This is a genomic window from Hansschlegelia sp. (genome assembly GCF_035538955.1).
Classification (GTDB): domain Bacteria; phylum Pseudomonadota; class Alphaproteobacteria; order Rhizobiales; family Methylopilaceae; genus Methylopila.
Window position 1 is genome coordinate 1 of record NZ_DATLJK010000008.1, and the last position, 22,178, is coordinate 22,178.

19 protein-coding genes and 1 pseudogene are annotated in these 22,178 nt (G+C 68.5%); 16 read left to right on the forward strand and 4 right to left on the reverse strand.

Annotation, left to right across the window (positions count from 1 at the left end):
• From VM780_RS03175 to VM780_RS03185, 3 genes and pseudogenes are all read left to right on the forward strand, one after another.
• Positions 1-108: pseudogene (locus VM780_RS03175) on the forward strand (ferredoxin--NADP reductase); the annotation flags it as partial.
• 112 nt (positions 109-220) lie between these two features.
• Complete coding sequence (locus VM780_RS03180) at positions 221-2,173, forward strand: PAS domain S-box protein (protein WP_325445056.1); 1,953 nt, start codon at positions 221-223, stop codon at positions 2,171-2,173.
• Positions 2,174-2,252: 79 nt separating this feature from the next.
• The gene (locus VM780_RS03185) at positions 2,253-2,858 is read left to right on the forward strand and encodes a TetR/AcrR family transcriptional regulator (RefSeq protein WP_325445058.1); all 606 of its coding nucleotides are present in this window, start codon (positions 2,253-2,255) and stop codon (positions 2,856-2,858) included.
• 129 nt (positions 2,859-2,987) lie between these two features.
• Here the strand turns inward: VM780_RS03185 and VM780_RS03190 are convergent, their stop codons facing one another.
• The 3 genes from VM780_RS03190 to VM780_RS03200 all read right to left on the reverse strand — a co-directional run bounded on the left by VM780_RS03190 (position 2,988) and on the right by VM780_RS03200 (position 8,201).
• Entirely contained in the window at positions 2,988-6,203 is a 3,216-nt protein-coding gene (locus tag VM780_RS03190) for an efflux RND transporter permease subunit (protein WP_325445059.1), read from the reverse strand.
• Between the two features lie 79 nt (positions 6,204-6,282).
• Positions 6,283-7,491: an efflux RND transporter periplasmic adaptor subunit gene (locus VM780_RS03195; RefSeq protein ID WP_325445061.1), complete on the reverse strand. Its 1,209-nt coding sequence runs from the start codon at positions 7,489-7,491 to the stop codon at positions 6,283-6,285.
• Positions 7,492-7,601: 110 nt separating this feature from the next.
• On the reverse strand, positions 7,602-8,201 hold the full coding sequence (locus VM780_RS03200; protein ID WP_325445064.1) for a HupE/UreJ family protein: 600 nt from the start codon (positions 8,199-8,201) through the stop codon (positions 7,602-7,604).
• Positions 8,202-8,498: 297 nt separating this feature from the next.
• Between VM780_RS03200 and urtA the strand changes: the two genes are divergently transcribed.
• From urtA to VM780_RS03265, 13 genes are all read left to right on the forward strand, one after another.
• The gene (gene urtA / locus VM780_RS03205) at positions 8,499-9,800 is read left to right on the forward strand and encodes an urea ABC transporter substrate-binding protein (RefSeq protein WP_325445066.1); all 1,302 of its coding nucleotides are present in this window, start codon (positions 8,499-8,501) and stop codon (positions 9,798-9,800) included.
• An 87-nt stretch (positions 9,801-9,887) separates the two neighbouring features.
• Positions 9,888-11,519 (forward strand): urea ABC transporter permease subunit UrtB, encoded by a 1,632-nt coding sequence (gene urtB, locus VM780_RS03210; RefSeq protein ID WP_414652771.1) that lies wholly within the window; start codon positions 9,888-9,890, stop codon positions 11,517-11,519.
• On the forward strand, positions 11,516-12,658 hold the full coding sequence (gene urtC / locus VM780_RS03215) for an urea ABC transporter permease subunit UrtC (protein ID WP_325445068.1): 1,143 nt from the start codon (positions 11,516-11,518) through the stop codon (positions 12,656-12,658). Before urtB ends, urtC begins: the two co-directional genes overlap by 4 nt.
• A 4-nt stretch (positions 12,659-12,662) precedes the next feature.
• Positions 12,663-13,421 (forward strand): urea ABC transporter ATP-binding protein UrtD, encoded by a 759-nt coding sequence (gene urtD, locus VM780_RS03220; RefSeq protein WP_325445070.1) that lies wholly within the window; start codon positions 12,663-12,665, stop codon positions 13,419-13,421.
• 166 nt (positions 13,422-13,587) lie between these two features.
• The gene (urtE, locus tag VM780_RS03225) at positions 13,588-14,283 is read left to right on the forward strand and encodes an urea ABC transporter ATP-binding subunit UrtE (RefSeq protein ID WP_325445560.1); all 696 of its coding nucleotides are present in this window, start codon (positions 13,588-13,590) and stop codon (positions 14,281-14,283) included.
• Positions 14,284-14,509: 226 nt separating this feature from the next.
• Positions 14,510-15,235 (forward strand): urease accessory protein UreD, encoded by a 726-nt coding sequence (locus tag VM780_RS03230; RefSeq protein ID WP_325445072.1) that lies wholly within the window; start codon positions 14,510-14,512, stop codon positions 15,233-15,235.
• 9 nt (positions 15,236-15,244) lie between these two features.
• Positions 15,245-15,865, forward strand: a complete 621-nt coding sequence (locus tag VM780_RS03235) for an urease subunit gamma (protein WP_325445074.1) — start codon at positions 15,245-15,247, stop codon at positions 15,863-15,865.
• Entirely contained in the window at positions 15,865-17,577 is a 1,713-nt protein-coding gene (gene ureC, locus VM780_RS03240) for an urease subunit alpha (protein WP_325445076.1), read from the forward strand. Before VM780_RS03235 ends, ureC begins: the two co-directional genes overlap by 1 nt.
• Before the next feature lie 125 nt (positions 17,578-17,702).
• Positions 17,703-18,305: a hypothetical protein gene (locus VM780_RS03245; protein WP_325445078.1), complete on the forward strand. Its 603-nt coding sequence runs from the start codon at positions 17,703-17,705 to the stop codon at positions 18,303-18,305.
• Positions 18,302-18,742: an urease accessory protein UreE gene (locus VM780_RS03250; RefSeq protein WP_325445080.1), complete on the forward strand. Its 441-nt coding sequence runs from the start codon at positions 18,302-18,304 to the stop codon at positions 18,740-18,742. Before VM780_RS03245 ends, VM780_RS03250 begins: the two co-directional genes overlap by 4 nt.
• Positions 18,735-19,412, forward strand: coding sequence for an urease accessory protein UreF (locus VM780_RS03255; RefSeq protein WP_325445082.1), 678 nt, complete (start codon positions 18,735-18,737; stop codon positions 19,410-19,412). The genes VM780_RS03250 and VM780_RS03255 overlap by 8 nt, the downstream gene beginning before the upstream one ends.
• The gene (gene ureG, locus VM780_RS03260) at positions 19,409-20,023 is read left to right on the forward strand and encodes an urease accessory protein UreG (protein ID WP_325445084.1); all 615 of its coding nucleotides are present in this window, start codon (positions 19,409-19,411) and stop codon (positions 20,021-20,023) included. Before VM780_RS03255 ends, ureG begins: the two co-directional genes overlap by 4 nt.
• A 107-nt stretch (positions 20,024-20,130) precedes the next feature.
• Positions 20,131-20,595: a nuclear transport factor 2 family protein gene (locus VM780_RS03265; protein ID WP_325445086.1), complete on the forward strand. Its 465-nt coding sequence runs from the start codon at positions 20,131-20,133 to the stop codon at positions 20,593-20,595.
• A 4-nt stretch (positions 20,596-20,599) separates the two neighbouring features.
• On the opposite strand, the gene VM780_RS03270 is transcribed toward VM780_RS03265, so the two are convergent.
• The gene (locus VM780_RS03270; RefSeq protein ID WP_325445088.1) at positions 20,600-22,021 is read right to left on the reverse strand and encodes a mannose-1-phosphate guanylyltransferase/mannose-6-phosphate isomerase; all 1,422 of its coding nucleotides are present in this window, start codon (positions 22,019-22,021) and stop codon (positions 20,600-20,602) included.
• Positions 22,022-22,178: the final 157 nt, after the last annotated feature.

Sequence of the window (22,178 nt, forward strand, 5' to 3'; positions counted from 1 at the left end):
GAGATGATCCGCGACACGCGGGCGCTGCTGATCGAGGGCGGCTACCAGGAGGGCAACCACGGCGAGGCCGGCCACTTCGTCATCGAAAAGGCCTTCGTGGAGAAGTGACCCGAACGGGCTGACGACGACGGGCGGTTGACCACAATCGGCTTGCAACTTGCGTCACACAGGCGGATGAACGGCCCCGGACGGCGGGCGGGGCGGTCCTCAAGGGAATGTAATGGCGCTACAAGAGCGGCTCGACGACGCGCAGACTGAAGAGAAGCGCTATCGGCTGCTCGTCGAGGCGGTGACCGACTACGCGATCTATATGATCGATCCGACGGGCCGGGTCTCGAGCTGGAATTCGGGCGCCCAGCGCATCAAGGGCTACGCCCCCGCGGAGATCCTCGGAAAGCACTTCTCGCTATTTTACACCGAAGAGGACCGGCAGACGAAACTGCCGGAGCGGGCGCTCGAGACCGCGGCGCGCGAAGGACGGTTCGAGGCGGAGGGTTGGCGCGTCCGCAAGGACGGCCAGCGGTTCTGGGCCCATATCGTGCTCGACCCGGTTCGGGACGAAGCCGGCGAACTGATCGGCTTTGCGAAGATCACCCGCGACCTCAGCGAACGGATCCGGGCGACCGCTGCGCTCGAGCGCAGCGAGGAGCAGTTCCGGCTTCTGGTGCAGAGCGTCACCGACTACGCGATCTACATGCTGGACGCCGACGGACGGATCGTGAGCTGGAACGCGGGCGCCCAGCGCATCAAGGGCTATCGTCCGGACGAGATCATCGGGCAGCACTTCTCGCGCTTCTACACCGAGGAGGACGCCGCCGCCGGAGAGCCGGCGCGCGGACTGGGCATCGCGATCCGCGACGGACGGTTCGAGAAGGAGGGCTGGCGCGTCCGGAAGGACGGCACCCGCTTCTGGGCCAACATCGTGATCGACGCGATCCGTGACGACGACGGCAAGCTCATCGGCTTCGCCAAGGTGACGCGCGACATCACCGAACGCCGCGAGGCGCAACGCGAGCTGGAGAAGGTTCGCGAGGCCTTTTTCCAGGCCCAGAAGATGGAGGCGATCGGCCAGCTCACCGGCGGCGTCGCGCACGACTTCAACAACCTGCTGATGGTGATCATCGGCAGCCTCGAGATGCTGCGCAAACACGCGCCCTCGGATTCCCGCACCAGCCGGCTGATCGACAATGCGCTCCAGGGCGCCCGGCGCGGCGCCTCGCTGACGCAGCGCATGCTGGCCTTCGCCCGCCGCCAGGAACTGACGCTGACGCCGATCGATGTTCCGGAACTCGTCCGGAGCATGATGGACCTCCTGATGCGCTCCCTCGGACCCTCGATCACGCTGGAGACCCGGTTCCCGGGCGCGCTCGACGCGGTTCAGGCCGACGCCAATCAGCTCGAGCTCACGCTGCTGAACCTCGTCGTGAATGCGCGCGACGCCATGCCCGACGGGGGCGCCATCGTCATCGAAGCCCGTCCGGACGAGATCACGGAAAGCGCGCCAGGCGGTCTCAAGCCGGGCCGCTACGTGCGGCTCTCGGTCTCCGACACCGGCGCCGGCATGGACGAGGCGACCCTCGCCCGGGCGATCGAGCCCTTCTTCACCACCAAGGGCGTCGGCAAGGGCACGGGCCTCGGCCTCTCGATGGTCCATGGCACGATGGAGCAGCTCGGCGGCCGCATGACGCTCAAGAGCCAGCCCGGCGAAGGCACCACGGTCGAGCTCTGGATGCCGGCTTCCGAGACGCCTGCCCTCGCCGGAGCCTCCGCGGCGCGCGGCGGCCCCTCGCATTCCGCCGACGATCTGCATCGTTTCGTGGCGCTCGCCGTCGACGATGATCCGCTGGTGCTGGTCAATACCACCGCGATGCTGGAGGACCTCGGCTTCACGGTGTTCTCCGCCGCATCCGGAGACGAGGCGCTCGCCACCCTACGGCGCGAACCCTCGATCGACTTCGTCATCACCGATCAGGCGATGCCGCAGATGACCGGGATCGAGCTCGCTCGCGCAATCCGGGTCGAGCGGCCGGATCTGCCGATCATCCTCACCTCGGGCTATGCGGAGCTGTCCGAGAACATGGACATCACGCTCCCCAAGCTCGCCAAGCCCTTCGCCCAAGGCGAGATCGTCCAGGTGATCGCGGCGGCGATGTCGAACCGCAATCCGGCTTGAGCCGCCGCCGAAGCCTCGACGCGGGCCGCGGTTGACACTATATCGGTCGGTATAGAATTCGGACGGAACGACCGCGACCATGGGCAGGCCCAAGGAATTCGACGTCGACGAGGCGCTTTGCGCTGCGCTGCAGGTGTTCTGGCGGCACGGCTATGAGGGCGCCTCGCTCACCGAACTGACCGACGCGATGGGCATCACGAGGCCCAGCCTCTACGCCACCTATGGCAACAAGGAGGAGCTGTTCCGCAAGGTGCTCGACCGCTACGAGCAGAGCCACATGTGCTTCGTGGCGCAGGCGCTGGCGGAGCCGAGCGTGCGCTCGACCATCGAGAAGCTGCTCAAGGGCTATGCGGACGTGCTGACCGACCCGATGCATCCTCCGGGCTGCCTCGGCGTCAACAGCGCCGTGTGCGGCGGCGAAGGCAGCGGCGCGATACGGCAGGAGCTGATCGCCCGGCGCTCGCTGAGCGAGGACACGCTGCGCGAGCGGCTGGAGCGGGCCGCCGCCGAGGGCGAACTGCCGCCTGGCGAAGATCCTGCGGACTGGGCGCGTTATGTGATGTCGGTCGGGCTCGGCATGGCGGTCAAGGCCGCCTCCGGGGCGAGCCGCGCTGAACTCGAGCGCGTCGCCGAACTGGCGCTCCGGGCGCTCCCAACGGCCCGACAAGACGCCAAAGTCGCCTGAGGGCTCAGGCTCCGGCGCTTCACGAATTCAGCTGAAAGTCAGGGCTGCGTGGCGGCCGCCGAGCTGTCGTCGGCGGCCGCCACCGTAGGGCCTGGCGAGCGCGTGGGGACGCTTTCGCCTCGCAAGGCCCTAACCTATGGAGAGCGGCGATCCGGCGCCCGCCGCCGGCGCGTGCTCTTCGGCCAACGGCGCGTGCCCGCCGGTCCCCTTGAGCTTGCGGCCGCCCGCCAACATGCGAATGACGACGTAGAAAACCGGCGTCAGGAACAGTCCGAACGCCGTCACGCCGATCATGCCGGCGAACACCGCGACGCCCATCGCGGCGCGCATCTCCGCCCCTGCGCCGACCGAGGTGACGAGCGGCAGCACGCCCATGATGAAGGCGAGCGAGGTCATCAGGATCGGGCGGAGCCGCAGCCGGCTCGCCTCGACCGCCGCCTGCACGGGCGTGCGCCCGGCGAGCTCCAGCTCGCGCGCGAACTCCACGATCAGGATCGCGTTCTTGGCCGACAGGCCGACCAGCACGATCAGGCCGATCTGGGTGAAGACGTTGTTGTCGCCGCCCGACAGCCACACGCCGGTGAGCGCCGCCAGAATGCCCATCGGGACGATCAGGATGATCGCGATCGGCAGCGTCAGGCTCTCATACTGGGCGGCGAGCACCAGGAAGACGAGCAGGATCGCGACCGGGAACACGATCAGCCCGGAATTGCCGGCGATGAACTCCTGATAGGTGAGTTCGGTCCACTCGAACGCAAAACCCTTCGGCAGGGTCTCGGCGGCGATCTTCGTCACGGCGGCCTGCGCCTGGCCGGTCGAATAGCCCGGCGCCGCGCCGCCATTGATGTCGGCGGACAGGAAGCCGTTGTAGCGCATGGCGCGCTCCGGCCCCGCGCTCGGCCTGACGGTCATCAGCGCGGAGAGTGGGATCATCTCGCCCGAATTGGAGCGCACCTTCAGGAAGCCGACGTCCTCAGCGCGGGCGCGATAATTCGAATCCGCCTGCACGCGAACCGAGTAGGTGCGGCCGAACTTGTTGAAGTCGTTGACGTAGAGCGACCCGAAATAGATCTGCAGCGTGTTGAAGACTTCCGTGATCGGCACCCCGAGCTGGCGCGCCTTGGTGCGGTCGATGTCGGCGAAAAGCTGCGGCACGTTCACCTGATAGGACGAGAACAGCCCGGCGAGCTCCGGCGCAGCCTGCGCCTTGGCGAGGAACGCCTTGGTGGCCTGGTCGAGCGCGTCATAGCCTAGGCCGGCCTTGTCCTCGATCTCGAGCTTGAAGCCGCCGATCGTGCCGAGCCCCTGCACCGGCGGCGGCGGGAACATCGCGATCACCGCGTCCTGGATGCCGGCATATTGCCGGTTCAGGTTCATGGCGATCGCGCCGGCGCTGAGCGACGGGTCGCGCCGCTCCTCGAACGGCGTCAGCGTGACGAACACGATGCCGGCGTTGGACGAGTTGGTGAAGCCGTTGATCGAGAGGCCCGGAAAGGCGACGGCGCTCTGCACGCCCGGCTGCTTGAGCGCGATGTCGCCCATGCGGCGGATGACGTCCTCGGTGCGGTCGAGGGTGGCGGCGTCGGGGAGCTGCGCGAAGCCGACGAGGTACTGCTTGTCCTGGGCCGGCACGAAGCCGCCCGGGATGACGCGGAACAGATGCCCGGTGACGCCGAGTAGCGCGACGTAGAGCGCCAGCATCACAAGCTTGCGGCCGATCGCGAAGGTGACGCCGCGGCTATAGGTCTGCGCGCCCCAGCCGAAGGCGCGGTTGAAGCCGCGGAAGAACCAGCCGAACGTGAAGTCCAGCACCCGCGTCAGTCGGTCCTTGGGCGCGCCGTGCCCCTTCAGCAGCAGCGCCGCCAGCGCGGGCGACAGGGTGAGCGAGTTGATCGCGGAGATCACGGTCGAGATCGCGATCGTCAGCGCGAACTGGCGGTAGAACTGCCCGGTCAGGCCGCTGATGAAGGCGAGCGGCACGAACACCGCGACCAGCACGAGCGCGATCGCGATGATCGGCCCCGAGACTTCCTGCATCGCCTTGAGCGCCGCTTCACGCGGCTGCAGGCCCTCCTCGATGTTGCGCTCGACGTTCTCGACCACGACGATCGCGTCGTCGACCACGATGCCGATCGCGAGCACCAGGCCGAACAGGCTGAGCGCGTTGATCGAGAAGCCGAGCAGATGCATCACCGCAAAGGTGCCGATCACCGAGACCGGCACCGCGACGAGCGGGATGATCGAGGCCCGCCAGGTCTGCAGGAAGAGCACGACCACGAGCACGACCAGCGCCACCGCCTCGAGCAGCGTGTGGATCACCGCCTCGATCGACGCGCGCACGAACTGCGTGGTGTCGTAGACGATCGAATAGTCCACGCCGTCCGGCATGTTGGCCTTGATGTCGCGCATTTCGGCCTGCACGCGATCGGCGATGTCGATGGCGTTGGAGCCCGGGGCCTGGAAGATCGGCACGGCGACGGCTGACTTGTTGTCGAGCAGCGAGCGCAGCGCGTAGTCGGCCGCGCCCATCTCGATGCGGGCGACGTCGCGCAGCCGCACGATCTCGCCGTTCGCGCCCGTCTTGACGATGATGTCGCCGAACTCTTCCTCGCTCTGCAGCCGGCCCTGCGCGTTCAGCGAGAGCTGCAGATCGACGTCGGAGGGAGTCGGCGAGCCGCCGACGATGCCGGCTGCGGCCTGCACGTTCTGGGCGCGGATCTCGTTGACCACGTCGGATGCCGACAGCCCGTTCTCCGCCACCTTCTGCGGGTCGAGCCAGACGCGCATCGAGTAGTCGCCCGAGCCGAACAGCTGGACCTGGCCCACGCCGGGAATCCGCGCGAGCCGGTCCTTGACGTTGAGCACCGCGTAATTGCGCAGATACGTCATGTCGTAGCGGCCGTTCGGCGAGGTCAGATGCACGACCAGCGTCAGGTCGGGCGACGACTTCACCGTGGTGACGCCGAGCGCCCTCACCTCCTCGGGCAGCCGCGGCTCGGCCTGGCTGACGCGGTTCTGGACGAGCTGCTGCGCCTTGTCCGGATCGGTGCCCAGCGCGAACGTCACCGTCAGCGTCATGACGCCGTCGGTCGTCGCCTGGCTCGCCATGTAGAGCATGCCCTCGACGCCGTTGATCTGCTCCTCGATCGGCGTCGCAGTGGTCTCGGAGATGACCTTCGGGCTCGCGCCCGGGTACGTCGCCCGCACCACGATCTGCGGCGGCACGACGTCCGGATATTCGGAGATCGGCAGCACCCGCACGGACAGGAGCCCGGCGAGGAAGATGACGGTCGACAGCACGCCTGCAAAGACGGGCCGGTCGATGAAGAATTTTGAGATGTTCATGGCCGGCTCTTTGCTCGGTGAGCGCCGTCATCCGCGTCACGAGCGACGCGGCGCCGTGATCGTTTCGGGCGCCTTGCGGTCAGTGCGCGGCGGAAGCCTGTCGCTCGGCGAGCGGCGAGCCGTCCATTGCGGCCGGTTCGGGCGCCACAAGCGCGCCGGGCCTGATCTTCTGCAGGCCGTTGACCACGATCCGCTCGCCGGCCTGCAGCCCGCTCAGCACGATCTTGAGCCCGTCGGCGGACGGCCCGAGCTTCACCTCGCGGTAGGCGGCCTTGTCGTCTGCGCCGACCACGAGCACGAACTTCTTGTCCTGGTCGACGCCGACGGCCCGTTCGCTCACCAGCACCGCCTGCTCGGGCTTCGCCTGTCCCATGCGAAGCCGGGCGAACTGGCCCGGCATCAGCCGGCCGTCCGGATTGGCGAACGCCGCGCGGACGCGGACCGAGCCCGTGGCCGGGTCCACCGACGGATCGACATATTGAAGCTTGCCGCGAACGGCCTCGCGGCCGGTCGTGGTCATCTCGACGGGGATCGCGTCGATCTTGGCCGAAAGGTCGCCTTCGCTGGGGAGGGTTTCGACCGCCGCCAGGACGGCCCGCTCGTCGGCGTCGAAGCTGGCATAGATCGGATCGACCGAGACGAGCCGCGTCAGCACCGGCGCGCCGGGTCCGGCCGCCACCAGATTGCCGGGCGTGATCTCGATCTTGCCGACGCGGCCGGCGATCGGCGCGCGAATTTGCGTGTAGCCGAGATTGAGCTCCGCGGTCCTGAGCGCGGCGGCGGCCGCCTGCCGGCTCGCCTCCGCCTCGCGCAGAGCGCTCTGCCGCTGGTCGAGATCGCGCTGCGAAATGGTCGCGAGCGCCGTCATCTTCTGGCCGCGCTCGACGTCGGAGCGCGCCAGCGTGACGCGCGCCTCGGCCGCCGCGACGTCGGCCTTCGCCCGATCGACCTCCGCCTGGAACGGCGCGGGATCGATCGTGAACAGGGGCGCGCCTTGCGGCACCAGCGCGCCTTCACGGAAATTCACGGCCTGGATCTGCCCGGCGACGCGCGAACGAATCTCGACGCGGTCCACCGCCTCCAGCCGGCCGGAGAACTCCGACCACGAGACGATGTCGCGCGCTTCGACCTTGGCCACCGCGGCCGGTGTCGCGGCCGGCGGAGTCGCCGCGGCGGCTTCCGTCGCCTCGCCGGCCGGGATGGCGGCTGGGAGGCCGAGACCTCCGACCGCAAGTCCCAGGACGGCGGCTCCGAGCCAGAACCTCGATCCGAAAAGAACCTGCGCCATCGCCCGCCCCTCGAAATATACCGATCGGTATCGTACCGCGAGGTATAGTTAGGAGGCGGCGGCGTCAAGCCCCTTTGCCGACTGGCCCGGCTTGAACATGCGCCGCCTGATCAGGCGGCGCCGGCGAGGACCAGAACGCCGAGGAGCGCGGCGACGCCGCCGGCGCTGCGGGTCAGAAACCTCGCCTTGGTCTCGGCCAGACGATGCAGCCCAAAGCCGAGAGAGACGCCGATGGCGTGAAGCACGACGGTCGCCAGCACGAAGCCTGCGCCGTAGATCAGGCCGCTGGCGGTCGCGGGCGTCTCGGCCCCATGGGCGTGGCCGTGGAACAGGGCGAACAGGCCGGCGATCGCGGCCGCGGCTGCGGCGGACGCCTTGACGTCGAACGCCACCATTGCGCCGAGCACGATGATCGAAAGCGCGATGCCGGTCTCCACGAACGGGATGTTCACGGCCGCGGCTCCGAGCGCTCCTCCGACCATCATCACGCTCACAAAGGCCGCCGGAACCATCCAGATCGCCCGGCCGCCAAGCTGGACCGCAAGCACGCCGACCAACGTCATCGCCAGCACGTGGTCGAGGCCGCTGAACGGATGGGCGAGGCCATGAGCGAAACCGTGCGCCGCGCCGACGCCGACATGCGCCTGAGCGACGGCGGGAACGAAGGCCGCACCAAGGGCGAGGAAGGATCTGACAACGGTTCTGCGCATCGACTGCTCCTGGACTCCGGCGCGACGGTCGGCGGGTGACGGTGGCCGTGGCGCCGCCCGCCCAGAGCCAGCAAAGCGCGCGCCATCTTGCGGCTCAAGACCTTCAGAGCGCGACGCGGCGGCCGCTGCTTATTCCATAGGCGAAACCGCGTTTATGCCTAGGAATTGGTCAAGCGCTGAGCCGGAAATGCGGCGGTGTTTCGAGCGTCCGCGCGGCGCAGCCGCGCCTTCCGCCTTTGGCATCCCGCTTGCGAGACGTCGCCGCCGGTAAGGCGAACGGATCGACGGAGAGCGATAATGCGAAGCTTCCTTGGGAGACTGGCCGCAGCGGGCGCGCTGGCCGCGGCGCTTCTCGCCGGCGCAGCCGCGCCGGCGCCTGCTGCCGCGGCCGACGACACCATCAAGGTCGGCGTCCTGCATTCGCTCTCCGGCACCATGGCGATCAGCGAGACGACGCTGAAGGACGCCATGCTCATGCTCATCGACGAGCAGAACAAGAAGGGCGGCGTGCTCGGCAAGAAGCTGGAGCCGGTGGTCGTCGATCCCGCCTCCAACTGGCCGCTGTTCGCCGAGAAAGCGCGCGAGCTGATCACCAAGGACAAGGTCTCGGTCGTGTTCGGCTGCTGGACCTCGGTGTCCCGGAAATCCGTGCTGCCGGTGTTCAAGGAGCTGAACTCGATCCTGTTCTACCCCGTCCAGTATGAGGGCGAGGAGAGCGAGCGGAACGTGTTCTACACCGGCGCCGCGCCGAACCAGCAGGCGATCCCGGCCGTCGACTACCTCATGAAGGAGGAAGAGGTGCAGCGCTGGGTGCTGGCCGGCACCGACTACGTCTATCCGCGCACCACGAACAAGATCCTCGAGGCCTATCTCAAAGCGAAGGGCGTCAAGGACGAGGACATCATGATCAACTACACGCCGTTCGGTCATTCCGACTGGCAGACGATCGTGTCCGACATCAAGAAGTTCGGCTCGGCCGGCAAGAAGACCGCGGTGGTCTCCACCATCAACGGCGACGCCAACGTTCCCTTCTACAAGGAGCTCGGCAATCAGGGCGTCAAGGCGACCGACATCCCGGTCGTGGCGTTCTCGGTCGGCGAGGAGGAGCTCGCCGGCATCGACACCGCGCCGCTCGTCGGCCATCTCGCGGCCTGGAACTACTTCGAGAGCGTGGACACGCCCGAGAACAAGGCGTTCATCGAGAAGTGGCGCGCGTTCACCAAGAACCCGAAGCGCGTCACCAACGACCCGATGGAGGCGCACTACATCGGCTTCAACATGTGGGTGAAGGCGGTCGAGAAGGCCGGCACGACGGACCCGGACAAGGTGATCGACGCGCTGCCCGGGATCGAGCAGCCGAACCTCACCGGCGGCGTCTCGAAGATGCTGCCGAACCACCACATCACCAAGCCCGTGCTGATCGGCGAAATCCGCGACGACGGCCAGTTCGACGTGGTCTCCAAGACCGACGATCTGGTGCCGGGCGACGCCTGGTCCGACTTCCTGCCGGGTTCGAAGGACCTCGAGGCCGACTGGGTGAACCTCAAATGCGGCAACTACAACACGAAGACCAAGAAGTGCGGCGGTCAGGGCTCGTGATCTGAATTCTGCGAGCCCTCGCGGAGGGCGGCGATCTCCTCCTCCTGCCGCCGCCCTCCGCTGTCCTTCATCATGACCGGCGACGCCATGCGAGCGAGACGACCCTCCGGAAGCGGACGCTGCGGCGTGCTGCTCCTCCTGCTCGGCTTGGCGCTCGCCGGCCTGGCGGCCCCGGCGCGGGCGGACGCGGTAGACGACGCGCTCGCCGGCTTCACGGCCGAGAAATATGACGACACCGAAAAGGCCATTCAGGCGCTGGTCGCCGCGGCGCCGCCGAACGGCGCCGAGATCCTCGCCGCGCTCGGCGCCGGCCGCCTTGCCTATGAGCCTGAAAGCAGGACCGTCCTGATCAAGCAGCCGGATGGCGCGCTGCTGCTCGCCAGGACCGGCGGCCCGGCGCCGGCGGAGCTTTCGAGCAAGCCGCTCAAGACGGTGCGGGTGAACAACCGGATCCGGCGGGCGGTCGAGGCGGGCGCCGGGGCCTTCGCGCTGCGCGCGCCCGACCCGGCGAAGCGCGCAGCCTCGGCGCGCGCCGTGTTCCGCTCGCGCGAGGCGGCCGCGTTGCCGGCGATCGAGGCCGCGCTGGCCGCCGAGACCGACGCCGGAGCAAGGGCCGCTCTCGAACAGGCCCGCGCCGCCATCATCGTGAGCAAGCCCGACGCGACGGAAGCCGAGCGGATCGCAGCGGTCGACGCGGTCGCGGCCGCCGGCGACCAGGACGCGCTCGCGATCCTGAACTCGCTGCCGGCGGATTCCCCCGAAGCCGTCAGGGAGGCTGCGGCGGCCGGCGTCGCCCAGATCCAGCGCTGGCAGTCGGTCGCGAACCTGGTCCAGGATCTGGTCTACGGCGTCTCGCTTGGTTCGGTGCTGCTGCTCGCCGCGATCGGCCTGGCCATCACCTTCGGCGTGATGGGCGTGATCAACATGGCGCATGGCGAGATGGTGATGATCGGCGCCTACGCGACCTTTCTCACCCAGGGCTTCATCCGCGCGCATGCGCCGGGCCTCGACGGCGCCTCGCTGCTGGTCGCGATTCCCGTGGCCTTTCTGGCCGCCGGCGCGGTCGGCGTGCTGATCGAGCGCACCATCATTCGCTTCCTCTACGGCCGCCCGCTCGAAACGCTGCTCGCCACCTGGGGCGTGAGCCTGATCCTGCAGCAGGCTGTCCGCACGCTGTTCGGCCCGAGCAATCGCGAAGTGCAGACGCCGGAATGGCTGCAGGGCTCGATCGAAATCCTCGGCGTCTCGCTGACGCTCAACCGCATCGCGATCGTGCTGTTCGCGCTGCTGGTGTTCGCCGGGCTCCAGCTCCTCCTGCGGCGCACCAGCCTCGGCCTGCAGGTGCGCGCCGTCACCCAGAACCGCCGCATGGCGGGCTCGATGGGCATCCGCACCGCGCGGATCGACGCGCTGACCTTCGGGCTCGGCTCGGGAGTGGCGGGCGTCGCGGGCGTGGCGCTCAGCCAGATCGACAATGTCAGCCCGAACCTCGGACAGGGCTACATCATCGACAGCTTTCTGGTCGTGGTGTTCGGCGGCGTCGGCAATCTGTGGGGCACGCTGGTCGGCGCGCTCTCGATCGGGGTGGCGAACAAGCTGCTCGAGCCCTGGGCGGGCGCGGTGCTGGGCAAGATCGTGCTGCTCGTCGCCATCATCCTGTTCATCCAGAAGAAGCCGAGGGGCCTGTTCGCCCTCAAGGGCCGGGCGGTGGAGGCATGAGCCGCTACCGCTTCCTCGACGCGGCCGGGCTGATCTTCCTCGCCGTCGTGCTCGCGATGGCCGCGCTGGTCCCCGCCTCGAACCTGCTTCTGCCGCCCGACTCGGCCCTGCATGTCTCCGACTACCTCGTGCCGCTGCTCGGCAAATATCTGGCCTTCGCGATGCTGGCGCTCGCGCTCGACCTGGTGTGGGGCTATTGCGGCATTCTCTCGCTCGGCCACGGCGCGTTCTTCGCGCTCGGCGGCTACGCGATGGGCATGTATCTGATGCGCCAGATCGGATCGCGCGGCGTCTACGGCAATCCGGTTCTGCCGGACTTCATGGTGTTCCTGAACTGGCAGGAGCTGCCCTGGTTCTGGCTCGGCTTCGACCATTTCTGGTTCGCGGCGGCGATGGCCATCCTGGTTCCGGGCGCGCTCGCCTTCGGCTTCGGCTGGCTCGCCTTCCGCTCGCGCGTCACCGGCGTCTACCTCTCGATCATCACGCAGGCCATGACCTTCGCGCTGATGCTCGCCTTCTTCCGCAACGACATGGGCTTTGGCGGCAATAACGGCCTCACCGACTTCAAGGAAATCCTCGGCTACTCCGTGCAGGCGCCGGGGACGCGCGCGGCGCTGTTCGCCGCCACGGCGATCGCGCTCGCGCTCTCCTACCTGCTCTGCCGCTGGGTGGTGACGTCGAAGCTCGGCAAGGTGGTGGTCGCAGTGCGCGACGCAGAGAGCCGCACCCGGTTCATCGGCTACCGGGTCGAGAACTACAAACTCGCGGTGTTCACGCTGTCAGCCATGCTCGCGGGCGTCGCGGGCGCGCTCTACGTGCCGCAGGTCGGCATCATCAACCCGTCCGAGTTCGCGCCGGCGAACTCCATCGAGGCGGTGATCTGGGTCGCCGTCGGCGGCCGCGGCACGCTGGTGGGGGCCGCGCTCGGCGCCTTCCTGGTCAACGCCGGAAAGACCTGGTTCACCGGCGTGCTGCCGGATCTGTGGCTGTTCGCGCTCGGCGGGCTGTTCGTCGCCACCACGCTGCTGATCCCGAAGGGCGTCGTGGGCGCCGTAACGGACCTTCTCGGCATCCGCCGCAAGAGCGAGCTGCCGGCCGCGCAGAGCATCGTGGCGGCCGCAAAGAGCCCGGCGGAGTGAGCCCATGGTGATCGGCGGCCGCACCACCAACGCCCTGCTCTACCTCAACAACGTCTCCGTGACGTTCGACGGCTTCCGCGCCCTGAACGCGCTGTCGCTTTCGATCGACCACGCCGAGATGCGCGCGATCATCGGCCCCAACGGGGCGGGCAAGACCACGATGATGGACGTGATCACCGGCAAGACCCGGCCGAACTCCGGCGAAGCGGTGTTCGAGGCGAGCCACGACCTGACCCGGCTCGACGAGGCGTCGATCGCCGAGCTTGGCATCGGGCGGAAATTCCAGACGCCCACCGTGTTCGAGATGCACACGGTCGAGGACAACATCCTGCTCGCGCTGAAGACCGACCGGCGCCCCTTCCCGGTTCTGTTCTCGCGTCGCACGCCGCCCGAGAAGGAGCGGATCGACGCGCTGCTCGAGCGCGTCCGCCTCACGGGCCATCGCCATCGGCTCGCGGGCGAGCTCAGCCACGGCCAGAAGCAGTGGCTCGAGATCGGCATGCTGCTCGCGCAGGAGCCGAAGCTGTTGCTGGTCGACGAACCGGCCGCCGGCATGACCGACCAGGAGACCGCCGACACCGCTGACCTGCTGCGCGAGATCGCCAAGACGCGCTCCGTCGTGGTGGTGGAGCACGACATGACCTTCGTGCGCGACCTCGGAGTGAAGGTGACCTGCCTGCACGAGGGATCGGTGCTGGCGGAGGGCTCGCTCGACGCCGTGTCGTCGAACGAGCGGGTGATCGAGGTGTATCTCGGGCGATGAGGATGATGGCGCGACGTGGATGTCCCCCTCTCCCGCAAGCGGGAGAGGGTGAGGGCCTGTGGCTCGGAAAGCGGCCGGCTGAAGCCCCCTCATCCTCACCTTCTCCCGCAAGCGGGAGAAGGGACGAGACCGTCGCGCTTTGTTCGGGAAGCGCGAGCGGCGCGCCATGCTGACCGTCGAGGACGTCTCGCTGCATTACGGCTCGTCGCGCGCGCTGAAGGGGGTGTCGCTGACAGCGAAGGTCGGGGAAGTCACCTGCGTGCTCGGGCGCAACGGGGTCGGCAAGAGCTCGCTGCTGCGCGCCATCACCGGGCAGCGGCCGATCTCGGGCGGCCGCATCTCCTTCGACGGCAGGTCGATCGCGCATCTCAGGCCGTATGAGCGGGCGAGCCTCGGCGTCGGCTATGTGCCGCAAGGCCGCGAAATCTTCCCGCTGCTGACGGTGCGCGAGAACCTCGAGACCGGGTTCGCGCCGCTCAAGCGCGGACAGCGCACGATTCCTGACGAGGTGTTCGAGCTGTTCCCGGTGCTGAAGTCGATGCTGCACCGGCGCGGCGGCGACCTCTCGGGCGGACAACAGCAGCAGCTCGCGATCGGCCGCGCCCTCGTCATGCGCCCGAAGCTTCTGGTGCTCGACGAGCCCACCGAAGGCATCCAGCCGTCGATCATCAAGGACATCGGCCGCGCCATCCGGTTCTTGCGCGGCACCGGCCAGATGGCCATCGTGCTGGTCGAGCAGTATTTTGATTTCGCGCAGGAGCTCGCCGACCGCTTCATCGTCATGGAGCGCGGCGAGGTCATCGAGAGCGGCGACGCCAAGGCGCTGCAGGGGGACGATGTACGGCAGCGCCTTGCGTTCTGAGGATTCAAGAAGCGAAAAGCCCCCTCACCCGGCCCTGCGGGCCGACCTCTCCCCGCTGGGGAGAGGTCGAGGAAGCGGCGTTCCCTCTTCACCTCTCCCCGGCGGGGAGAGGTCGGAGGGCGTCAGCCCTCCGGGTGAGGGGGAGCCCGGCCTCCGTCGCCAGCGCTCCGAGGGGGCCATCGTCCTCCGCGTCGAAGCCTCGCGCGGGGTTTCGCGCGCCGTCCGGGTGGCGGAGAGCGGCACGTCCCGGCTCCGGTTCCCGCGCGGCCAGCACGGGCTCGACGGCGTGATGCTGAACGTCGCCGGCGGACTCGCCTGCGGCGACCGCATGAGCGTCCAGGCGGAGGTCGGGCCGCACGCGGCGCTGACGCTTTCGACCCCGGGCGCCGAACGCATCTATCGCTCCGACGGCGCGACCACGGAGATTGCGACGCGGCTTGCGGTGGAGGCCGGCGGCGCGCTCGCCTGGGTGCCGCAGGAGACGATCCTGTTCGACCGTGCGCGGCTCGCCCGCCGCCTCGACGCCGAGGTCGCTCCCGACGGCCGGCTGCTCGCCTGGGAGTCGCTGATGTTCGGTCGCGCCGCCCGCGGCGAGACCGTGCAGGAGGGCGATTTCGAGGACCGCTGGCGCGTCCGCCGCGGGGGCAGGCTGATCTTCGCCGAGACGCTGCGCCTGAACGGCCAAGTCCGCGATCTGATGGCCAAGCGCACCGTGGCCGACGGCCGCGCCTGCCTCGCCACGCTGCTCTACGTCGCGCCGGACGCGGAGGCGAAGCTCGACGAGGTTAGGCAAGCGCTCGAAAACCGCGACGTCGAGGCCGGCGCCAGCGCCTGGAACGGGCTGCTCGTCGTGCGCCTCCTCGCCTGTCTCGCCGAGCGCTTGCGCGACGCCGCGCGCGCGGTCCTGCCGCTGCTCCTGGGCCGTCCCCTGCCCCGCGTCTGGTCTTGCTGAGAGGATCCGGTGAACCTCACTCCCCGCGAAAAGGACAAGCTGCTGGTCGCCATGGCGGCGATCGTGGCGCGCAACCGCCTCGCCCGCGGGGTGAAGCTCAATCATCCCGAGGCGATCGCGCTGATCACCGACTTCGTGGTCGAAGGCGCGCGCGACGGCCGCACCGTCGCGGAGCTGATGGAGGCCGGGGCGCATGTCGTCACCGCCGACCAGTGCATGGACGGCGTGGCGGAGATGATCCACGACATCCAGGTCGAGGCGACCTTCCCGGACGGCACCAAGCTCGTGACCGTGCATCATCCGATCCAAGGCGAGGCGTCGGAGCTCAGCGCCGGAGAGGTGATCCCCGCGCCGGGCGAGATCGAGCTGAACGCCGGCGCGGAGGCCGTGACGGTGACGGTCGCCAACACCGGCGACCGGCCGATACAGGTCGGCAGCCACTACCACTTCGCCGAGACCAATCCGGCGCTGGAGTTCGACCGCGCGAGCGCCCGCGGCATGCGCCTCGACATCGCCTCCGGCACGGCCGTGCGCTTCGAGCCCGGGCAGACGCGCACCGTGACGCTGGTGCCTTTCTCGGGCGCGCGACAGGTGTACGGCTTCCGCCAGGACGTGATGGGGCCGCTCTGATGCCTGCGAAGATCTCCCGTTCCGCCTATGCCGACATGTTCGGCCCGACGACCGGCGACAGGATTCGCCTTGCTGACACCTCGCTCTTCATCGAGGTCGAGCGCGACTTCACCACCTATGGCGAGGAGGTGAAGTTCGGCGGCGGCAAGACGATCCGCGACGGCATGGGGCAGAGCCAGGCGACGCGGGCGCAGGGCGCGGTCGACACCGTGATCACCAATGCGGTCATCCTCGACCATGCCGGGATCATCAAGGCCGACATCGGCATTCTGAACGGGCGCATCCACAAGGTCGGCAAGGCGGGCAATCCCGACGTGCAGCCGGGCGTCGACATCGTGGTCGGACCGGGCACGGAGGTGATCGCCGGCGAGGGCAAGATCATCACCGCCGGCGGCTTCGACAGCCACATCCATTTCATCTGCCCGCAGCAGATCGAGGAGGCGCTGGCCTCGGGGATCACCTCGATGCTCGGCGGCGGCACGGGGCCGGCCACCGGCACCAACGCCACCACCTGCACCCCTGGCCCGTGGCACCTCGCGCGCATGATCGAGGCGGCGGACGCCTTTCCGATGAACCTGGGCTTCGCCGGCAAGGGCAACGCCTCGCTGCCCGCCGGGCTCGAGGAGATGGTGCGCGGCGGCGCCTGCGCGCTGAAGCTCCACGAGGACTGGGGCACAACGCCGGCCGCGATCGACTGCTGCCTCTCGGTCGCGGACGCGATGGACGTGCAGGTGATGATCCACACCGACACGCTGAACGAGAGCGGCTTCGTCGAGAGCACGATCGCGGCGTTCAAGGGCCGCACCATCCACGCCTTCCACACGGAGGGCGCCGGCGGCGGCCACGCGCCGGACATCATGAAGGTCGCGGGGCTCGCCAACGTGCTGCCGTCGTCGACCAACCCGACGCGGCCCTACACCCGCAACACCATCGACGAGCATCTCGACATGCTGATGGTGTGCCACCACCTCGACCCGTCGATCCCCGAAGATCTGGCCTTCGCGGAGAGCCGCATCCGCCGCGAAACGATCGCGGCCGAGGACATCCTGCACGACCTCGGCGCGCTCTCGATGATGTCGTCCGACAGCCAAGCGATGGGCCGCGTCGGCGAGGTGATCATCCGCACCTGGCAAACGGCGGACAAGATGAAGCGCCAGCGCGGCGCCCTGCCGGGCGAGACTGGCGACAACGACAATCTGCGCGCCCGCCGCTATGTGGCGAAGTACACGATCAACCCCTCAATCGCGCATGGCGTGTCGAAGCATGTCGGGTCGGTCGAGGCCGGCAAGCTCGCCGACCTCGTGGTCTGGACGCCGGCCTTCTTCGGCGTGAAGCCGGACCTCGTGATCAAGGGCGGCGTGATCGCCTGCGCGATCATGGGAGAACCGAACGCCTCGATCCCCACGCCGCAGCCGGCGCACTACCGGCCGATGTTCGGCGGCTTCGGCCCGGCGCCGCTCGCGAACTCGCTGACCTTCGTCTCCCGCGCCGCCCTGGAGGACGACCTCCCGTCGAAGATCTTTGGACGCAAGCCGATGGTGGCGGTGGAGAACGTGCGCGGCGGCATCGGCAAGAAGGCCATGATCCTGAACGACGCCACGCCCGTCATCGAGATCGACCCCGAGACCTACGACGTGCGCGCCGACGGCGAACTGCTGGTCTGCGAGCCGGCCGAAGTCCTCCCGATGGCGCAGCGGTATTTTCTATTTTGAGCGCCCCTGAACCGGTCGACACTGAGTTCATGAGGGGCCTCGAAGAACGCTACCAGCGGGCCTCAGGGCTGACTAACCGTGCCTTCTACAAGATATTCTATAATGGCATCCGTAGGGCGCCTCTGATGCTGCTCGGGATGAACCCAGGAGGCCATCCGAACGATCACCTTCCGAACGGCGATTTCGATTCCAGAGCCGGCAGGAAAGCCGCAGCTTCTTCTGCGTACTATGAGAACAACGAACATGATCTACTTGACTGCCAATGGCGCGAAAATCTCATTGTTAAACTGATATCACCCGCCATCTTAACTCGGAAAGAAGATATCAGGTTTTCCGTTTGTAAAACAAACCTCGCCTTCCGGCGTTCTGCGTCCATTCAGGACATTGACTTCCGTCACGAGAAGAAGATCTCGGCACCGTTCCTAAAAGAAATCATGGAGCGCGTGGAGCCGGATGCAGTCATCGTTTGCGGTAAGGGGGCTCTACGAGGGATGGCTGACGCCGTCTTTAGAAAAGGCTGGCAGATGAAGACTGATCCCATTGTCCTATCCCCGAGCGGCCCACCTATTTTTGGCCATGCTCAAGGACAAACACTAGCCGGAACGGCGGTCGACATGTTCGAGGTGGCGCATGCGTCGAGATCATCAGGACTCTACGCTAAGCACGACGTGGGCGCTAAGATTCGGGAGACGATGCGGGAGCGGTTGCCCGACTGGCTAGGATCGTGACCCGCGCCGTCTCCGTCATCCGCCGCCCCGCCGTGAAGCCTGGCGCAGAAGCGGACTCCATCACCCTCGACCACGAGGCGCGCGGGCGGCGGCGGCTCGCCATGACGACGAATGGCGGCCTCGCCTTCCTGCTCGACCTCCGCCGCCCGGCGAATCTCAACGACGGCGACGCGCTGCAGCTCGAGGACGGACGTCTGGTGCTGGTGCGCGCGGCGGAGGAGGAGCTGGTCGAGATCACCGCCGCGACGCCGCTGCGGCTCGCCAAGATCGCCTGGCATCTCGGCAACCGCCACACGCCGGCCGAGGTGACGGAGGACGCGATCTATGTCGCCCCTGACCATGTGCTGGTCGAGATGGTCCGCGGCCTCGGCGGCGCTGCGCGGGCGGTGAAGCGCCCGTTCCGGCCCGAACACGGCGCCTATCACAGCCATGACTGACCCGCTGCTTGCGCTGATGGTCTGGCTGTCGCCCGCCTTTCCGGTCGGCGGCTACGCCTACAGCCACGGGCTCGAGCAGGCGGTCGAGGATGGCGACGTCACGGACCCGGCGTCGCTCGAAGTCTGGCTCGAGGAGGCGCTGTCGCTCGGGCTCGGTCGCAACGACGCGATCCTGCTCCAAGCGGCGCAGCGCGCCGCGGCCGCCGGCGACCTGACCGCGCTCAAGGAAGCCAACGAACTCGCGCTCGCCTTCGCGCCCACGCGGGAGCTTCATCTCGAGACCGCGCAGCAGGGCCGCAGCTTTCTGGACGCCGTTCTGGCCGCCTGGCCGAACGACGCGCTCCGGACGATCGCTTCGGAGCTGTCCGGCGAGATCGCCTATCCGGTCGCCGTCGGGGCCGCGTCTGCGGCCCACGGGATCGCGGGCGAGACCGCCGCCGCAGCCTACCTCGCCGCGCTGACGCAGGCGCTCGTCTCGGCCGGGGTCCGCCTCGCCCCCATCGGCCAGACGGCGGGCGCGGCCATCGTGGCGCGGCTCACGCCGCTCGCCCGGCGCCTCGCGGCCGAGGGCGCCGGCCTCACCCTCGACGATCTTGCGTCGTCCACCTTCAGGCTCGATCTCGGCTCCGCCCGCCACCAGACCCAGTACACAAGGCTTTTCCGCTCATGAGCTCTTCGAACGGACCTCTGAGGGTCGGCGTGGGCGGCCCGGTCGGCTCCGGCAAGACCGCGCTGCTGGAGGCGCTCTGCCGCGCCTTCCACGGCCCCTACGAGATCTGCGCGATCACCAACGACATCTACACCAAGGAGGACGCCCGCATCCTCACCGCGACCGGCGCGCTGCCCGAGGAGCGGATCATGGGCGTCGAGACCGGCGGCTGCCCGCACACCGCGATCCGCGAGGACGCCTCGATCAACCTCGCGGCGATCGCGGAGATGACCCGCAAGTTCCCGGCCCTCGACCTGATCCTGATCGAATCCGGCGGCGACAATCTCGCAGCGACCTTCTCGCCCGAGCTCGCGGACATCACGATCTACGTCATCGACGTCGCGGGCGGCGAGAAGATCCCGCGCAAGGGCGGCCCCGGCATCACCCGGTCGGACATGCTGGTCGTCAACAAGACGGACCTCGCCCCGATGGTGGGCGCCGACCTCTCAGTGATGGAGGCCGACACGATCCGCATGCGCAAGGACCGGCCATATGTGTTCGCGAGCGTCCGGAACGGGGTCGGCGTCGAGCCGGTGGTCGCGTTCATCAAGCGCGCCGGGGGGCTCGCCTAGCGCCGTGCCGCATGGCGCCCTCGGCGCGCAGGCGCTCCCGCCGCTGGACTCCCGCCGATTTTGCTGAAAGCTGCGCCGACTGAAGACAGCCGCGAGGACCGTGGTCGATGAGCCGTCCGCCCTTCCCGCCGTTCACCGCCGAGACCGCCGCCCAGAAGGCCCGGATGGCCGAGGACGCCTGGAACACCCGTGATCCGCACCGCGTCGCGCAGGCCTATACGGTCGACAGCGTCTGGCGGAACCGGGCGGAATTCCTTCAGGGCCGCGACGCCATCGAAGCCTTCCTGACCCGCAAATGGGCGCGCGAGCTCGATTACCGGCTGATCAAGGAGGTCTGGGCCTGGCATGAGAACCGGATCGCGGTCCGGTTCGCCTATGAGTGGCGCGACGACAGCGGCAGCTGGTTCCGCAGCTACGGCAACGAGAACTGGGAGTTCGACGACGCGGGTCTGATGCGGCGGCGCATCGCCAGCATCAACGATCTGCCGATCGCAGAAGCCGACCGCAAATACCACTGGCCGCTCGGCCGCCAGCCGGATGATCATCCGTCGCTGAGCGAACTCGGCCTCTGAGGCCTCAGATCCGGCGGTAGTCGTCCTCGTAGCGGACGATGTCGTCCTCGCCGAGATAGGCGCCGGACTGAACCTCGATCAGGTCGAGCGGCTCCTCGCCCGGGTTCTCCAGGCGGTGGCGCGCGCCGAGCGGGATGTAGACCGACTCATTCTCGCCGATGAGCCGGGCTTCCTCGTTGATCGTGACGCGCGCAACCCCCCGCACCACGATCCAGTGCTCGGCGCGGTGGGCGTGGCTCTGCAGGGACAGCTTGCGGCCGGGCTTCACGGTGATGCGCTTCACCTGGAAGCGGCCGCCGTGGTCGATGATCTGGTACGAGCCCCATGGCCGGTGCATGAACGCGGCCTGCGTCGCGGTGCCCTCGCCGTCCGCGGCGAGCCGGGCGACGAGGTCCTTCACCTCGTCGGACCGCCCGCGCGTGGTGACCAGCACGGCGTCGCCGGTCGAAACCACCACCAGATCCTCCACGCCGACCACCGCCGTGAAGTGCTTTTCGGAGCGCACGTAGCAGTTTCGACTGTCGGCGGCGGCGCTCGGGCCGATCAGCGCGTTGCCGGCGGCGTCGCGCTCCGCGACGTCCCACAGCGCCGACCACCCGCCGACATCCGACCAGCCGAACTCCGCCGGAGCGACCGCGGCGAGCGGCGTCCGCTCCATCACCGCATAATCGATCGAGTTCGCCTCGGCGGCGGCGAAGCTCTCGGGATCGAGCCTGAGGAAGTCGAGGTCGCTGGTGGCGCGCTCCACGGCTGCCGCCGCGGGGCCGGCGATCGCGGGCGCCAGTCGCGCGAGTTCCGACAAGAGCGTTTCGGCGCGGGCGAGAAAATTCCCGGAATTCCAGACGCAGCCTTCGGCGACCAGTTTCTCCGCGAGCGCCGGCTCAGGCTTTTCCACAAACGCGGCGACCTCCATCACGCCGTCTGCTCCGGCGAGCGGCGCGCCTGCGCGGATATAGCCGTATTTGGAGGTCGGCCTGCTCGGCTTGACGCCGAACGTGACGATCCGGCCGACGCCCGCCGCCGGCAGACCGCGATCGACGGCGGCCAGAAATCCCGCCGGATCGGTGATGACGTGATCGGAGGCGACCACGAGGATCAGGGCGTTCGGGTCGCGGTCCAGGGCGATCCGCGCGGCGGCCCCGATGGCCGCCGCCGAGTCGCGCCGCACCGGCTCCAGCGCGAGCACGGCCTTGACGCCGATCTGCTCCAGTTGCTCGGCGGCGATGAAACGATGCTCGTGATTGGCCACCACGATCGGCGTCTGGAAGCGATCAGGGTCCGCGACCCGCAAGGCCGCGTCCTGCAACAGCGTGCGCTCGCCCGCCAGCGGCAGAAATTGCTTCGGGTAGCTCGCGCGCGACGCCGGCCACAGCCTCGTCCCGGACCCACCGCACAAGATGACCGGGATGATCTTCGTCTTCGCCATGCCGCTTCGCGCAACCCGTGGGCGCGAATTATAGACCGCTCGCACGACGGAAGACGATCCCGCCCATGCTCACGCGGCCGGCAGCGACAGGCAGTCTCGTCTAACGCGTTTGGATGTCGCGAGCCCGCCCCACAGAACCGACGAACGCGAGCGCGGC